Here is a 16,618-nt window from a genome sequence, read left to right on the forward strand (position 1 = left end):
CTTGACGCTCGCCGACGCCTGGTCGCCCTTGCCCTCGGCCTCGAGGTCACGGTTACCGGTCACCTTGCCGGCGGCCTCCTTGACCTTGCCACCGAGGTCCTGCCCCGTGTTGGCGGCCTTGTCGTCCAATCCCATGTCGGCTCCTTTCGCCCGGCGAGCGCGCTACTCGCCTGCAGACACCTATGCCCCGTCCGGCGTCTGCCGACACCGGACGGGGCATGGGAGGAAGCTGGTAGATCCGTGTCAGGCGGGTACGGACACCAGTTGGCCACGCATTTCGGCCGCGTACTGGTCGGCGTTCGGCCCGGCGATCAGGTGGTACAGGCCGTCGCCGACCTTCACCATGCCGGCGATCCCGCTGTTGCGCAGCGCCGCTTCGTCGACCTTGCCCGGGTCCTTGACCTTGACCCGGAGTCGGGTCTCGGCCGCGGACTCGACCTTGCTGACGTTGGCCTGCCCACCGAGCCCGGCGATGAAGTCCCGGGCCTTTTCGGCGGCGAGGGGGTCCCGCAGCTTCGGTTTGGTGCCGGGCTCGTCGTAGACGACTTCCTCGACCTGGTCCTCGCCGAGTTCGGCCTCGTCACCCGCGATCTTGAGGTACTCCTCGATGTCGGTCTTCAGGTTCTCCGACCGGGTCCCGAAGATCGCCTGCATGTTGTTGCCGACCATCAGCACGCCGGCGGCGCCGAGGGCCTTGAGTTTGCTCTGGCTCGCCTTGTTGATGTCGACCACGCCGACCCGTAGCCGGGTGATGCAGGCGTCGAGGTCGGTGATGTTGCTGCGGCCACCGAACGCCAGCACCAGCTGCTGGGAGAACCGGTTGGCTCCGTCCGCGGCGGCCTCGCCGACGTCGACCTCGGTTTCCTCGCGCCCGGGTGTCTTCATGTTGAAGAGCTTGATCAGACCGTAGAAGACGGCGAAATAGAGGACGAACCAGATCGGCCCGACGATCAGCACCAGCCAGGGTTTGATGCCGTTGGCATAGAACAGGACGTAGTCGATGCCGCCCTGGGAGAACGTGTATCCGAGCCGGCCGCCGAGCAGGTACATCAGGGTGAACCCGGAGGCGTACATCAGCGCGTGCGCGACATACAGCAGCGGCGCGACGAACAGGAAGGCGAACTCGAGCGGCTCGGTGATGCCGGTGAGGAACGTGGTCAGCGCCGCGGCCAGCATGATCGAGCCGATCTTGACCTTGTTCTCCGGCTTGGCCGTCACGTAGATGGCCAGCGCGGCACCGCACAGCCCGAACATCTTGCCCAGGAAGCCGCCGCCGAAGATGCCGGACTCGGGATGCCCACGCAGGAAGCACGTCAGGATGCCCTCGCAGTTGGACCAGCCGCCGATGTTGACCACGTAGAAGAACGGGGCGTTCCAGATGTGGTGCAGGCCGAACGGCAGCAGGGCACGCTCGACCAGGGCGTAGACGAACACGGCGACCGGCGCGTTGGCGCTGATCACCTCGTTGGCGGTGTTCTCGATGAAATTGCCGATCGGCGGCCACAGGAACGCCAGGACGATGCCCAGGGCGATGGCCGCGAACGCGGTGACGATCGGGACGAATCGCTTGCCGGCGAAGAAGCCCAGGTAGGGCGGCAGAGTGATCCGATAGAACCGGTTGAACAGGTACCCGGCGATGATGCCGATGATGATGCCGCCGAACACACCGGTGTCCAGCGTCTGCAGGCCCAGCACGGCCTTGGTGTCGATGCCCCGCGCGGCCGCGACCGTGCCGATGGTCGCGGTCATCACCAGGTAGCCGACGGTGGCGGCCAGCGCCGACACGCCGTCGTTCTTGGCGATGCCCAGGGCCACACCGACCGCGAAGATCAGGCCGAGGGCGCCGAACACCGGGTCGCCGGCGTTCTGCAGGATCTTGAGGAAGACGTACAGCGGTTCGGCCAGGACCCCGGCGGCCACCGGGTCACCGATGACGACGGCCGGCGGGTTGGCCAGACAGGCCGACACGTCCCCGGCCACGGCCGTTCCGTCGACGGTGCAGTAGCCGAGGTTGATGGCCTGCTGGTTGTAGTTGCCCAGGAACGCCCCGCCGACGCCGAGCAGGATGCCGGCCACCGGCAGCACGGCCACCGGCAGCATCAGCGACTTGCCCAGCTTCTGCAGGAAGCCGAAGAAGTTGCTCCAGATCTCCTTGAGCTTGTTCGGGGCCGGCTGGGCGGGTTGGGCCGCCGGCGTCTTCTCCAGGGTGGTGGTCATGCGAGATGTCCTTCCACTGACGTGGTGGTCGGGGCGCGGTGCGGGTCAGTCATCGGGTCAGTCGTCATCGAGCGGAACCAGGGCGCGGACGGCCGCGGCCGACTCGGCGCCGAGCGCCTGCGCGGCCAGTTCCTGGCAGCGCTCGAGGGACAGCGAACGGATCAGCGCCTTCACCGACGGGATGGCCGGCACGCTCACCGACAACTCGTCCACGCCGATGCCGACCAGCAGCGGCACCGCCTGGATGTCGGACGCCGCGCCACCGCAGACGCCGACCCAGCGGCCGGCGGCGTGCGCGCCGCGGACACACTCGGCGATCAGCCCGAGGACCGCCGGGTTGAGCGCGTCGACCTGCGGCGCCAGCTTCGGGTGCCCGCGATCCATCGCCAGCGTGTACTGGGTCAGATCGTTGGTGCCGACCGAGAAGAAGTCGACCTCGGCGGCGAACTGGTGCGCCATCACCGCGGTGGACGGCACCTCACACATGATGCCGACCGGGACCGCAGGTACTCCCAGGGCGTTCCGCTCCTCCTCGAAGATCGCCTTGGCCAGCCGGAAGTCCTCGATGGTGGAGATCATCGGGAACATCACGTTGATCTTGGCGCCGGCCTCGGTGGCCCGCAGGATCGCCCGGACCTGGGTGCGCAGGATCTCCGGCCGGTCGAGCCCGACGCGGATGCCGCGCTGGCCCAGGAACGGGTTCTCCTCCGGTGCGATCGGCAGGTAGGGCAGGGGCTTGTCGCCGCCCACGTCCAGCGTCCGGATGACCAACGGCTGGCCGGGCTTGAGCGCCTTGGCGATGTCGGTGTAGATCTGCGCCTGCTCGTCCTCGGTCGGCGCGGTGCGCCGATCCATGAAGACGAACTCCGACCGCAACAGCCCGACGCCCTCCGCGCCCTTGGTGGCCGCGGCCTGCGCGTCCTCCAGCCCGCCGATGTTGGCGACGACCTCGACGTGATGCCCGTCGGTGGTGGTGGCCGGCTCGTCCGCGTGCTCGAGCTCGATGGCCCGCCGCTTGGCCTGACGCTCCTGACGCTGCCGGATCCGCTCGACCTCGTCCTCGGTGACGTTCTGGCGCAGCGTGCCCTTGGCGCCGTCGAGGATCACCCGGGTGCCCTCGGGGATGTCCAGGGCACGCGGCTCGATGCCGGCGACGGCCGGAATGTCCAGGGCCCGGGCCAGGATCGCCACGTGCGAGGACGCCCCGCCGGCGGTGGTGCAGAAGCCGGCGACCGCGGACGGGTCCAGCGACGCGGTGTCCGAGGGGGTGAGGTCCTCCGCGATCAGGATGGAACCGGCCGGGATGAGCGCCTTTTCGCGCCGTTGACCGGTGATCTCCTCGAGCACCCGGGACCCGACGTCGCGCACGTCGATGGCCCGGCCGGCCAGCAGCTCGTTCTTGAGCCCGGCCAGCTTGTCGGCGTAGTTGGTGTACGCCGACCGCCAGGCGTACGCGGCGGTCTTGCCCTTGTCGATCCCGCTGTTGGCCAGGTCGAGCAGTTCGGGGTCGCGCAGGATCTCCCGGTGTGCTGCGAAGATGGCCGCTTTCTCCGCATCCGACTGGCTGGCCAGCCGGTCCTCCAACGCGGTCAACTGCACCAGGGACCGGTCGATCGCATCGTTGAGCTTGCGGCGTTCGCGGTGCCGGTCGTTCGAGTTCTCCTCGACCTCGATCTCCTGATGCCGGATCTGCAGCACGGTGCCCACCCCCAGGCCGGGCGAGGCGGAGACACCAAGCAGCACGTTCGGATCGTCCGAGCGGCGTCGGGGCGCCGGCGCCACCGCGGCAACCGGGGCCGGCGCAGCGTGTTCGGCCCCCTCGTCACCCTCGTCGATGGGGACGGCCCCCTCTTCGCCGAGCCCGACGCGAAGCTGCTCGGAGAGGTCCTTGATCGCCTCCTCGGCATCCGCCCCGTAGGCACTGAGCCGGACCTTGTCGCGGAAGCGGACCTCCATGCCCATGATGGCCATCACGCTCTTGGCGTTCGCCTGGTCCTCGCCGCGGTGCAGCGTCACGTCGCTCTCGTACTGGGCGGCCAGGTTGGACAGCACCGACGCCGGCCGGGCGTGCAGGCCGACCGGGTTCGGGACGATGATGGCGTCAGAGGTCACCTTCTTGCCCGGCTGCCGGGTGGCCTTGCCCTCCTCGGCTGCCGCCGGCGTCGACAGGATAGCCACCGCGGCGACGCTCTTGCCGGCGGTGACGAAGCCGGTCTCCGGCTCCAGGCCGGAGAGCATGTCGGCGGTGTTCGCGATCACCATCTGGGTGAGCAGGCTCTTGGCCTGGGTGGCCACCATGTCCAGGTCGAAGACGATCAGCTCGTCACCGGCCTTGACCTGGTCGCCGACCTTGACCTTGACCTCGAACCCTTCGCCCCGCATCCGCACCGTGTCCAGGCCGATGTGGGTGAGCACCTCCAGGCCCTCGGGCGAGCGGATGGTCAACGCATGAAGCGACGGGTGCAGGTGCACCACCTCGCCGTCGCACGGGGCGACCAGGGTGTTCTCCAGCGGGTCGATGGAGACCCCGTCGCCGACCATCTTCCCGGCGAATACCGGGTCGGGGACCTGCTCGATGGGTACGAGGACTCCGGTGACCGGGGCCAGTAACGAGACTCGACTAGCTGCTGGAGACTCAGTTCTCGTCTCTGTCGGTGCGGACACGAGTGTCCCCCCTTCGGGCAATTTCGCCACTTTTGGGCGTAGGTGATCATGACCCTAGACCGGTGAGCAGAACTGCGCGCGCGGTAACCGTGGCTAACCGATTCAGCCCGACATGCCGGATCCCTCCTGAGGTTTCACCTCGGGAGGAACCAGCGAGACGTTGCTGGATTCGGGACTATGGGCCCTGGACGATACGTCCCTCGACAATCGGTCCGACCGGTGAGTTGACCTTGATGTACTCATTGGTGACATCGAGCAGCGCGTCGCCGGGTTGCTGGACGTTCGTGCCCTGGTTGAAGGCGGTGTATCCGTCACCGCCGGTGAGCATGAAGTCGTTGGTGACGAAGCGGATGGTGTCGGTGGGTCCGATCGGCGTCGCCGGTCCGTTCACACCGGCGGGTGTCTTCCACATGCCGTCGACCACCGGGGAGGTGCCGTCGCAGTGGAACGACAGCTTGAGCCCCGACACCTGCGGGAATCGGCCCGTCGCGATGAGCGGGTCGCAGACCGGGCTGAACCCATTGCGCATCGCCTGCTCGAGCTGGGCACCGGTCAGCGTCAGGATCACGGTCCGGTTGCCGAACGGCAGCACCGCGAACACCTCACCCCAGGTGATCTGGTTGGGCTGCTCGCCGGCGGAGGGCGGCGTGCCAAGGATGTCCTGGCGCAGGCCGCCGGAGTTGGATATCGCGGCGTCGACGCCCGGGTATTTCTGCCTCATGGCGTCGGCGACCATATTGCCCATCGCCGATTCCTTCAGCCGCGTCGGGGCGCGGAGGATGTCGAACTGCTGTTCGCCGACCACCTGGTTCCGCAGCGGCGCGGTGTCAGTGTTGGCCTGATCGACGATCGCCCGGACGTCGGGTCGCGGGGCGACGCCGAGGTTCTTGGCGATCCGGGTCGACCCGCCGGCCCAGGACACATCTCCGCGCTCCACCATCAGCTGCAGCACCGAGTAGCTCGCCCCTGCGTTGATGCCTTCGGTGATCAGGATGTCCCCCCGCATCAGGTTGGACACCCGATGCGTGTGCCCGACGACCATCGCGTCGACCTCGGTGTTCTGCAATTGGTCGGCTATCTTGAGGATCGGGCCGGTCCACGCGGTGGTTGGCGTGTTGCCGACGGCGTTGGCGCCGCCGGCGGTGCCCTCGTGGATCACCACCACCTGCACCTTGACGCCCAGCCGGCTCAGTCGCTGGGATTCGGCGGCAATCCGGGGGCCTTCGTCGAGGAATGTCAGGCCCGCCGTCGCACCGGCGGAAACCAGCTCCGGCGTGTTCTCCAATCCCGCGCCGATGACCCCGACGCGGACCCCGTCGACGGTGAACACCTTCGACGGGGTGACCCAGGGCGGCGCCTTGCCGGTCTTCTCGTCGACAATGTTGGTGGCCAGGAATGGGAAATTCGCGCGCGCTTGCTGTTCCAGCAATCGGGCGACCCCGTAGTCGAACTCGTGGTTGCCGTAGGACGTGGCGTCGAGACCCCAGGCGTTCTCGACGTCGATGGCCGGGAAGTCCTTCAACAGCGCCGAGTTCGGCGGCGAGGCCCCGACGTTGTCACCGCCGGCCAGAATCAGGTTCTCGCCCGGCAGCGCGGCGGCCTCCTCGTCGAACATCGTCGCCAGCTGGGCCGCCCCACCGACGGGCACGTTGATGTTGTCGATCAACGTGGTGGTCGGGTCGAGCTGGCCGTGGAAGTCGTTGAGCCCGATCAACGAGATCGGCTTCACCGACCGGCCGTCGCGCAGGATCTCCAGCAGCACCCGGCCCTGGGCGTGTTGTGGCATGGGCACGCCCAGCAGGTACGCGACGGTGGGCGCGATGTCGATCGACCGAACGCCCTCGTACCCGCCGCGCTTGATCGCCGAACCGCCGGCCAGGAAGGTGGCCCGCATGTTCGTGTTGCCCGCCAGATCCTGCACGTCGGGCACGTATCCGTGCTGGCCGAAGAAGGCCGAGAGTGCGACCGGGGTGCCGGGCGTGGCGGCGTCGAACTGGTACGGCGGGTAGGAGAAGGCCACGACATCCCCGGTGCGCGTCGGGTGGGCCATGTCGGCGGTGGATCCGGGGCCGTTGGGGATGTACCGGGCCTCCGCCTTGGTGTATGCCCGGTCGATCAGCTTCCAGCCCTCGGGTTGGCCGTCACCGGTCCAGTCCTTCGGGTCGGACAGGGCCAGGAAAGCGGTCTTGATCGTCGCCACGGTGGCCGCCTCCTCGGTCGCCGGGACCTGCTTGAACGCCGCGTTCACCGGGTCGCGCCCGGCCAGGTTGAGGTAAATCTGCACGGTCCCGCCGGCCCAGCAGGCCTTGGCCTTGCCGACGGTCTCGCCGGTGGCCGGGCGGCAGTTCGAGGTCTGCGGCGTGGACAGCAGCCCGAGATCGACCAGCACCTTGCTGGCATCGATGGCCAGGAACTGCGGCGCAAAGCCGTGATCCGAGCCCACGAGCGTTGTCAGATCGCGCTTGCCCAGCAAATCCTGCGCCAGCCGCATGGTCGAGTCGGCGCCCTGGTAGGCGCGCTTGATGAAGCCCTCGCGTTGCGTGACCCGGCCGTCCGGGGTCCCGTTCACCTGGACGTCGTCGTACGCGGGGTTGGCCGCGCCGCCCGGCAGGGACTTCGTGACCAGGCCGAGGAATTGGTGCTGGAACTCGTCTGTCGTCGGGTAGCCGACCAGCGCGAGGTCCGGCCGGTACGTCTTGACGAGATACTTGAGCAGCGGGTGGTACAGCTTCTCCCAGTACAGGCCTTGCTCGACGTAGGTCTCCTCGCTGACGATTCCGGCTTCGAGGATCGCGAAGTCGGCCGCCGTCGACACCGGGAACTTCTGCGCGACGTACTCGTCGAAGCCCCCGGTGAAGCCGGCCTCACCGGACCACGTCGGCCAGGTGGCGATGGCCCGGGTCACCGAGGTGTGGAACAACCGAACCTGCGACAGGTCCCTGGTCAGCTCCTCCACCTTGATCAGAAACCCGGCCGTCTTGCCGTCCAGGGGATTCGCCTGGTTGTTCACCGGTGGCAGGGTGAGCTTCACCTTGACTTCGCCCCACTCGCCCCTGCGCAGATCGGCCACCTTCTGCGCGCCGTCCTTCGTGGTGGCGAACAGCACCCGGTCGTAGTCGGGGCGACGGTTGTTGGTGCTGTCGTAGAGGTACGCGTTCAGGCCGTACTTGTCGGTGCCGCCGTCGAGCACCCGCAGCCGCATTTCCTTGGCCGGGCTGAAGCTGGGCGGCACGTTCGTCCAACCGGTGGCGTCCGTCGGGGCCGCCTGCGGGAAGGGAGCCTGACCGGCGAAGCCGGCCGGGTGGTCGAACTGCAACCCGAAGGACGCGGTGAACTTGGCGTCGTCGGCGGGTGCGATGTAGTTCGTCGCCACGCCGCGACCGGAGTGGAAGGTGCGATAGTCCAGCGTCGGGCCCTGGATCGACGAGTTGGCGCCGCCGGCCCACTCGAACTGGATGACCTTCTTCTGATCGCGCTCGGCGGATTGGGCGATCGTCTCCGCCTGGAGCACGTTGGGGCTGAATGCGGAAGTGCTGGTGCCGAACGGGTCACCGTTCTTGTGGAACGTGTTGTTGGTCGACCCGGCGACGCCCGGCCACGCCCCGGTGGCCATGGTGTACCAGCCGGCACCGGTGTTCGGTGGGGCCTGGGTCAGCATCCCCCCACCGTCGGCCTTCGCGCCGTGCCGTAGCAGATCCGCGAAACCCGGCAGGCTATAGGGACTTTGCTTGACATACTGCTCGATCTTGTCCTGCCGCATGCCGTCCGCGGCGAACATCAGCACCTTGTCGGTGGTGTCGCCGCCGCCACCACCGTGGCCCCCGCCGCCGCCGGTGGCCGCGACCGCCGGGGCGGCGATCGACCCGGCGACCAGCGCGAGACAGGTGACGATCGCCAGTCCGGCGATCCTGGATCCACGACGACCGGTCAACCGCACGATGGCCTCCTGAGGCCGCACAGGCGTTTCACACGTCGCCCCGGTGGATTTCACAGGGACCTGAACGGTCTACCCCATCCGGTGCTGTCTTGAATAGACCCGAACGTGAACAGTGGTGAACGCAGCGTCGACAGGTAGGGCCCGAGCGGGTGGCTCGGATCAGATCCCGCCTTTGCTGAGCCGGTCAGCCACCGTGGTCTTGAGCCGCGCGGTGTCCGCGTCCGACCAGCCCTCCGGCGCCCAGAGAGCGGCCAGCGCGTCGGCGTACTCCGGCCGGTACTGATGCCCGTGCCCTTGAGGGATGTCCGATCCCGCGGCGACGAAAAGGTCGCCGGTCAACTGCCAGAACGTCACCACCGGGAACCAATTCACGTTGCCGACGACGTCCAGGCCCCGCGGCTCGGAGAGCCAGTCGGGTTTGGCCAACAGGAGCGACGGCGACCACCAGACGACGCCGTCGGAGGCGTGCTGCACATAGACGACCCGGGGCGGGTCCCAGGTGTCGCCGAGGCGCCACAGGTCGACCCCGTCCGGGATCTGCACACCCCAGCGGGCGGTGTCCCCGCCGTCGACCACCGGGGCGATCTCCGGGGAGCCGGCGTCCCGGTCGTCGGTCAGTTCGCGCCACACCGGGGTGAAGTTCGGGGTACCGACGAACAACGCGCCGTCCGACCGGGCGGCGATGTCCTGCAGCCCGCTGAACGCGCCTTGCGCGCCGTACGAGCCGAGCGAGATGCCGTGCACCACCAGGCGTGGTCGGGCGACCGCCGGGAGCTCGGACCACCGGGCGTGCACCGCGTCGAACAGCGCCTTTCCGGCCGCCGGCGGGGTGTCTCGATCGCCGACGAAGCTGATCCACGAGGGCAGGTAGGAGTACTGCATGGTGACGATGGCCGTGTCGCCGCCGTGCATGTACTCCAGCGAATCGGCCATGCCCGGGTCGATCCAACCGGTGCCGGTGGTGGTGGCGACCACCAGGATCGAGCGGTCCCAGGCGTTCGTCCGGTCCAGTTCGGCCACCGCGCGGTCCGCGGTGGCGTCCAGATCGCCGTTCGGATCGAGCCCGGCATAGACCCGGATCGGTTCCTTGACCTGCGCCGGACTCACCGCCGTGCCCCGGGCGGCGAACGTGCGGATCTCGTCCACCGAAGGTCCGCCGGCCACGAACGTCCGACCGGCGGCGCCGAGCGACGCCCAGGATTGCGCCGACGCCGGCGAGCCCGACCGTTCCGGCTCGGTCGGTTGGCTCACCGCCGGATCGAAGGCGGCGTTGGCCGATGCGTAGGTGGTGTTGAGCACCTTCAGGACGCCGGTCCAGAGGACGTTCGTGACCAGGAGCACCGCCAGCACCGCGACCACCAGAACGCTGACCAGCCGGGCCACCGGCTTCGGGACCACCCGGTCGATCCAGCCGGTGAGCCGGCGCGCGATCCACCGCAAGCCCCGGAACAGTTGCAGCAGGAGCAGTGCCACGACGAGGGCGGTCGGCACGATCGCGAGGCCGTGTGCCGCGCCCGCCGGCGGCATCCCGAACAGGTCGCGGACCTGCCCCTGCCAGTAGACGCCGAATGCCACGGCCGTCGGCACCACGATCACCGTCGCGCCGGCCAGTGTCCACCAGGCGATCCGGCGGGTCCGGGCCGGCCAGGGGATCCGCACACCGGCCTTGACGAACGTCCAGTGCAGCAGCACCCCGATGCCGTAGCCGACCACGGCGCTGATCCCGGAGATCGCCCCCTGGAACACCCACGACCGGGGGATCAACGAGGGGGTCAGCGAGATCCAGTAGAACAGCAGCGCGACGACCAGGCCGGTGGAGCTGAACCCGCCGAGATATTGCCGGACCAGGGACGGTCGGTCCGTCCGGACCGAAGGGGCCGGGGTCGGTTCGGCCGCCTCGGTGCCGGACGTGCGGGGGTCTGTCGGGTCGGCCGCCATCGGCCGATCGTACGAAGCAGGCCGGGTGCGCCGGCCGGGCGACCCAGCGGCGCTGACCCGCCGGAACGAAAAAGGCGCCGCCCGTTCGGGACCGCGCCTTTCGTGGTGGAGGACCCAGGAATTGAACCTGGCGAGGCGCCCCAAGTGCGCATCCCCCGCGGACGGGCAGACCTTCGGTCGTCCTTCGAGCATCACCCCAGGTCCTCGGCGCAATCGTGACCAACGGGGATGGCTGCGTGATCATCCCGACTGGCAGAATGAGGACATGTCGCACGGACGGCCGACAACCCTGCGGGCCCCTGATCCCACCCGGATTCGCGCTGTCCGCGGCCGCGGACGGTCGACCTGGCTCGCCTCGATCGCGGCAACGGCCGTGTTGCTGACGTCGTGCGCGAGCGTCGGCGGGCAGGCCGCGGCGCCGAGCAGCACAGTGTCGTCGGCCTCGGCGAGGCCGACGACCTCGTCGCCGTCCGCTTCCCCGTCCTCCTCCGTCGGATCGACCAGTTCGTCGTCCGTCCCTCCCACCGGGTCGAGCGCGGCGTCGACGGCAGCTAGCCGGTCGGTGGCGCCCATCGTCGGCGTCCCACGCTCGGCTCCACTGGTCGACAGCAAACTCATCACGACCAGGATCCAGGACGACAAGCCGGACCTGTACGTGATCGACACCGCGACCGGGATGGTGGAAACCAAGCTGACCGATGGAACCCCCGGCCGCCAGTTTCCCACCATCTCCCCGGACCGGAGCACGATCGTCTACGCGCAGACCAGCGACCACGGCATCGAGCTGCGGATGATGGCCGCCGACGGCAGCGGCGACCGGCCGGTGCTCACTGCGGATTCGGACTTCTGCCACAACCCGCAACGACCTGCCTGGAATCCCGTCGACACGTCCGAGCTCGCGGTCGCCTGCCGCAACGGCGAAGATCCGGACACCATGGCGCTGATCAGTGTCGACGGGACCCTCCGCAGCACGATCAACATCGGTTTCCCGTCATTCGACGACCCGACCTACTCCCCGGACGGGAAGACACTCGCGTTCTGGGCCGCTCCGAACCCGGCGGCGGGTTCGGGCGCGATCTACACCCAGCCGGTCAACGGCAGTGCGGCTCCGAAGCAGGTCAGTTCGCCCGGCCCCCGGGCGAGCGACGCCGACCCGATCTGGAGTCCGGACGGTCAGTACCTCTACTTCCGACGCGCAACCGAGGACGCGGGTGGAGGCGCCTCCGCGCAGATTCTGCGCGTACAGGCCGACGGGTCCGCGGTCACCCCGATCACCGACGGAACCGCCGTCGACCAGGACCCGACCGTCTCGCCGGATGGCAGCCATCTCGCATTCAAGAGCAATCGCACGAACGCCGCCGGAACCCAGGACGAACAGATCTGGGTGATCGGCGTCGATGGCACGGGACTGCGGCAGATCGGTATCGGCAAGCCCGGCACGGCGCCCGGACCGCCGGAATGGAGTCGCCGGTGACCAGGGCCGGCCGTGGCTAGTCGACCCTGAGCCGGCCGATGGTGGTGGCCAGTATCCGGGCCCGGGAATCCGGCGTGCGCGCCTTGGCCAGGTTCATGATGATCAGGTAGCGGTCGGTGCGGCTCATCGCATCGAACGCTGCCCGGGCCGCCGGATTCGCGGCCAGGGCGGCAACGAGGTCGGGCGGGGGCTCGGCGGTGCGCTGCGGCTCGTAGGCGGCCGCCCACCGGCCGTCCGCGCGCGCCGCCTCGACCTGCGCCAGCCCCGGCGGCCGCATCCGGCCCGCGGCGATGAGCGCGTCGACCTTGCCGACGTTCACCTGGGACCAGGCGCTGCGCGGCCGGCGCGGGCAGTACCGCTGCAGGAACGACGCGTCGTCGAAGCCGCGGCGTTGCCCGTCGATCCACCCCCAGCACAACGCCCCGTCCAGCGCGTCGGCGATGCCGATCAACGGCACGGCCGCGCCCTTCTTCGGCGTGCCCTCGTGCCTGATGGCGGCCTCGCGAGCTCGGCCGACCTTGCCGATCCGCAGCCAGGCCTGCGCGGCGGACGCATGGTTCGCCGACAGCCACGACTCCCACGCGGCGCTATCCGGCAGGGAGAGAATCGACGACGGGTCGGGCACGGCCATCCGGGCATGAGATCACAGGGCTGCGCGAAAGGGGACCGCAATGCGGCGGGTCATCTTCGATCGGGACCACGACGACTACCGGCGGGCGATCCGGGAGAGCCTGGAGCGGATCGTCGTCCCGCACCGGGCCGACTGGGAACGGGCTGGAATCGTGCCCCGCACCCTGTTTACCGACCTGGGCGAGCTGGGCGTCTTCGGGTTCGGCGTGCCCGAGGAGTACGGCGGCGCCGGCGTCACCGACTTCCGGTTCAACATGATCCTGATGGAGGAGGCGCACCGGCTGGGCGTCGCCGATGCACTGGCCGGCTCCGCCCTGCAATCCGACATCTGCCTTTCCTATTTCTCGAGCGGCTCTGACGAGCAGCGGGCCCGGTGGTTGCCCGGAATCGTCAGCGGCGAGACGATCACCGCCGTCGCGATGACCGAACCCGGAGCTGGCTCCGACCTGTCCGGCATCGCCACGAAGGCCGTCCGGGACGGCGGTCATTACGTCATCGATGGGGCGAAAACCTTCATCAGCAACGGGATCAACGCCGACCTGGTGATCGTCGTGGTGCGCACCGGTGAGCATCCCCACCGCGGGCTCAGCCTGCTGGTCGTCGACCGCGACACCGCCGGTTTCGAGCGGGGCCGGAACCTGGACAAGGTCGGTCTGCACGCGCAGGACACCGCCGAGCTGTTCTTCTCCGCCGCCCGGGTGCCGGCGGGAAACCTGCTCGGCGCCGAGGGTTCCGGGTTCGCCCAGCTCACCGCGAACCTGACCCAGGAGCGGCTGTCGGTGGCCGCCGGCGCGGTCGCCGGGGCCGCGACGGCGCTGGACTGGACGGTCGAGCATGTGCGGAACCGGGCCGCCTTCGGGGCACCGATCGGCGCGCTGCAGCACACCCGGTTCCGGATGGCTGAGATGGCGACGGAGATCGACGTCGCCCGCCAGTACATCGACCGCTGCGTGGTCGAACACAACGCCGGACGGCTGGATTCGGTGGACGCGGCCAAGGCCAAGTGGTGGACCACCGAGCTGCAGTGGCGGGTGCTGGACACCTGCGTGCAACTGCACGGAGGCCTGGGTTACATGACCGAGCACCGGATCACCCGGGCCTGGGCCGACGCCCGGGTGCAGCGGATCTACGCCGGCACCACCGAGATCATGAAAGACCTGATCGGCCGGTCGATGAAGCTGGGCTGAGGTGGTGTTCCGCCGAACAAACGGCGAGCCCGGCCCGGCCGGGTGGCCGACATTGCCCGCTCAGCGGGCATATCCAGCCGTCCGTTCCAGCCGTCGGATCGGGGCGCCGGGATCCCGCACCCGCCCGGCCGGTCGGCGACGGGTCACCCGGCGAACGCGTCCAGGAATCGGTGGTGGAACGCGTCCATCCGCCACACCGGAGCCTCCGGCGAGGGACGCAGGCCGGATTGCCAGGCCCAGCCGGCGGTCGCCGCGGCCACGGCCGGGTCGCGGCTGACGATCGTCACCGGGACGTCGTGGCCCGCCCCGTCGCCGCTGACGATCGACGCGGGCTGGTGATCACCGAGGGCGACCAGCACCAGGTTGTCCCCGCCGTAGGTCAACATGAACGAGATCAGTGCGGACAGGCTGTATTCGATGGTTTTCCCGTACGCGACGCGCACCGAAGACGGGTCGGCCCACACGTCGTCGACGGCCGGCGCCTGCTCGGGCTGGCCGGCGAACACGGTGCCGTCGCCGACCGCGGACCAGTCCACCATCGACGGGAGCGGCACCCACGGGGTGTGGCTGGTCTGCAGGTCGATCTCGGCGAACACCGGCGGGCGGTTCGCCGGGGCCAGCTCGGCCCGCTGGATGAACCCCAGGGTGTACTGATCCGGGATCGTCGCGAAGCCGAAACCCGGCCCGGCGTAACCGACATTGCGCGAGTCGTACACCTGGTCAGCGCGGTAGAAGGTGGTCGCCTCGGGCCAGTCGTGCCGGTTCGCCGGCACGTCGAGCACGGTCCGCCAGCCCGCCGCGCCGAACATCGAGACGAGCGTCGGCCGGCCCGTGTTCGTCAGCTGGTCGTACCGTTGCTGGCTGTCCACCCACAGCCCCGACTCCAGCGTCGAGTGCGCCAGCCAGCTGATCCCGCCGAACGTCGGTGAGGTGAGGAACGCGCTCCGCGCGGTGAAGCCGGCCGCCGCCAGCCGGGCACTCCCGTCGTCGAGCACCTCCGTCACCCCCGGCGCGATCTGCGGATCCTCGACGGCGACCCGCCCGTAGCTCTCCACGAAGACGATCAGCACGTCCTTGCCCGCCAGCCCGGCGAGCGGGGTGCGCCCGGTGTTCGCCACCGGCACCGGCGCCGCGAGCTCGCTCTGGAACTCCGCCCGGTCGGCCAGGTTCGCCCGGAAGGTGCCGACCTCGCGGTAGGCCAGGTCGGCGGCGTCGGCCGCGGCCAGTGACGTGCCGGGAGCGACCTGCAGATCGGTGGTCGCCGCGACCAGCCAGATCGCGGCGAACGCACCGACGAACCGGTAGGTGACCATCCGGTCCCGGCCGGCCAACCGGGTCAGCCGGCGGACGGCCAGCGGGAGGGCGATCAGCAACCCGACGATCGCCATCGCCAGGACGATCCCGACCGCCGTCGCGGCCACCCGGCCCAGCGACCCGCCGAGCAGTTCGATGAAAGACGCGGTGTACGCCCAATCGGCGACCGGATTGAACGGCCGGCCCAGCGTCGCGCGGAAGCCGAGGTCGAGCAACCGGATCACGGTGAGCATGCCCAGCACCCCGCCGACCACCAGCGCCACCGGTCGCGCCCATCGGGGTGGCAACAGCAGTACCAGGCCGAGCACGACGAGCGCCTCCAGCGGGATGCGCAAAAAATCGGTCGGACCGAGACCGGCCGCGTCGCCGGGCCCGAGCAGGGCAAACCACACGAAGGCGACGGCCAGCACGGTGGTGACCGCGGCCAGTACGCGGCGGGGACGCGACCGTTCCCGGGGTGCGGCGGCGGGCCGGGCGTTCCGGTACAGCCACCAGACCTGCCGGCCGAACGACTCGGCCAACATCGCCAGCGCGACGAGGGCCAGGGCCGCGGCCACCGGGCGCGGCAGCAGGTCGGCCATCGCCACGGTGAGCACGATCCCCTGGATCGCGGCCACCACTTTGGCCCAGAACCGGGGCGGCGTCGGCCCGGTCAGCCACGGCCGCACCCACCCCGCCGCCACCAGCAGGTAGCGGGCCAGTCCGATGAGCAGCACCCAGGTTCCGAGCAGCCGGACGTCGTACAGGGCCAGCACCAGGACCAGGAAGGCGTCCACCTCCATGTCGAACCGCGCGCCGACATCGGTGACGGTGCCGGTCCGGCGGGCGACCTTGCCGTCGACCGCGTCCAGGGCCAACGCCATCGATGCGAGCGCGACCATCACCGGCACCGGAGCGGCCGCCGGTTCGGCGAACGAGTCGGCGACCAGCGCGGTCAGCCCGCCGACCAGCACCGCCCGGGTCAGGGTCACCGCGTCCGCCGGGCCCAACCGCGTCCGCCCGGACCGGCCCACCGCGCGGGTCAGCGTCGCGGCCAACGCCAGCAGGTACGCGACGCCGATCGCCCAGCCGGCCGCGCCGAGGCCGACCGTGGTGGCCAGCACCGTCAGCAGCGCCAGCCCGCCCACCAATCCCGTCCCCGTCTGCAGGACCAGCGTGCGTACCGGGAGCCGGCGAACCGTTCGCATCCGATCTCCGTATCTATTCCCAGATCTACCCACGGGCCGGGCCGATTCGCCCTACCGTGACCAGATACGT

10 protein-coding genes are annotated in these 16,618 nt (G+C 69.6%); 2 read left to right on the forward strand and 8 right to left on the reverse strand.

Features of this window, described 5'->3' with window-relative positions; translation table 11 throughout:
• The 6 genes from ACILSK_RS23105 to ACILSK_RS23130 form a co-directional block, all read right to left on the reverse strand.
• Nucleotides 1-135, reverse strand: a 135-nt coding sequence (locus tag ACILSK_RS23105) for a CsbD family protein (RefSeq protein WP_395729591.1), incomplete at its 3' end; no start/stop codon positions are given.
• Between the two features lie 108 nt (nt 136-243).
• A complete protein-coding gene (locus ACILSK_RS23110) occupies nt 244-2,217 on the reverse strand; it encodes a PTS transporter subunit EIIC (protein WP_395729544.1) in 1,974 nt (657 codons plus the stop codon).
• A gap of 57 nt (nt 2,218-2,274) precedes the next feature.
• Nucleotides 2,275-4,881, reverse strand: coding sequence for a phosphoenolpyruvate--protein phosphotransferase (gene ptsP, locus ACILSK_RS23115; protein WP_395729545.1), 2,607 nt, complete (start codon nt 4,879-4,881; stop codon nt 2,275-2,277).
• Between the two features lie 175 nt (nt 4,882-5,056).
• Nucleotides 5,057-8,818 carry a 5'-nucleotidase C-terminal domain-containing protein gene (locus ACILSK_RS23120; RefSeq protein ID WP_395729546.1) on the reverse strand — a complete coding sequence of 1,254 codons (3,762 nt, stop codon included), beginning with the start codon at nt 8,816-8,818 and terminating at the stop codon, nt 5,057-5,059.
• Between the two features lie 159 nt (nt 8,819-8,977).
• Nucleotides 8,978-10,756 carry an alpha/beta hydrolase gene (locus ACILSK_RS23125; protein WP_395729547.1) on the reverse strand — a complete coding sequence of 593 codons (1,779 nt, stop codon included), beginning with the start codon at nt 10,754-10,756 and terminating at the stop codon, nt 8,978-8,980.
• 240 nt (nt 10,757-10,996) lie between these two features.
• Nucleotides 10,997-11,374: a hypothetical protein gene (locus tag ACILSK_RS23130; RefSeq protein WP_395729548.1), complete on the reverse strand. Its 378-nt coding sequence runs from the start codon at nt 11,372-11,374 to the stop codon at nt 10,997-10,999.
• A 37-nt stretch (nt 11,375-11,411) separates the two neighbouring features.
• On the opposite strand from ACILSK_RS23130, the gene ACILSK_RS23135 reads away from it, so the two are divergent.
• A complete protein-coding gene (locus ACILSK_RS23135) occupies nt 11,412-12,230 on the forward strand; it encodes a TolB family protein (RefSeq protein ID WP_395729549.1) in 819 nt (272 codons plus the stop codon).
• 16 nt (nt 12,231-12,246) lie between these two features.
• Here the strand turns inward: ACILSK_RS23135 and ACILSK_RS23140 are convergent, their stop codons facing one another.
• Entirely contained in the window at nt 12,247-12,861 is a 615-nt protein-coding gene (locus ACILSK_RS23140; protein ID WP_395729550.1) for a YdeI family protein, read from the reverse strand.
• 40 nt (nt 12,862-12,901) lie between these two features.
• On the opposite strand from ACILSK_RS23140, the gene ACILSK_RS23145 reads away from it, so the two are divergent.
• Nucleotides 12,902-14,047 carry an acyl-CoA dehydrogenase family protein gene (locus ACILSK_RS23145; RefSeq protein ID WP_395729551.1) on the forward strand — a complete coding sequence of 382 codons (1,146 nt, stop codon included), beginning with the start codon at nt 12,902-12,904 and terminating at the stop codon, nt 14,045-14,047.
• Between the two features lie 143 nt (nt 14,048-14,190).
• On the opposite strand, the gene ACILSK_RS23150 is transcribed toward ACILSK_RS23145, so the two are convergent.
• Entirely contained in the window at nt 14,191-16,548 is a 2,358-nt protein-coding gene (locus ACILSK_RS23150) for a CDP-alcohol phosphatidyltransferase family protein (RefSeq protein WP_395729552.1), read from the reverse strand.
• Between the last annotated feature and the right edge of the window lie 70 nt (nt 16,549-16,618).

This window comes from Nakamurella sp., assembly GCF_044224575.1.
In the GTDB taxonomy this organism is placed as follows: domain Bacteria; phylum Actinomycetota; class Actinomycetes; order Mycobacteriales; family Nakamurellaceae; genus Nakamurella.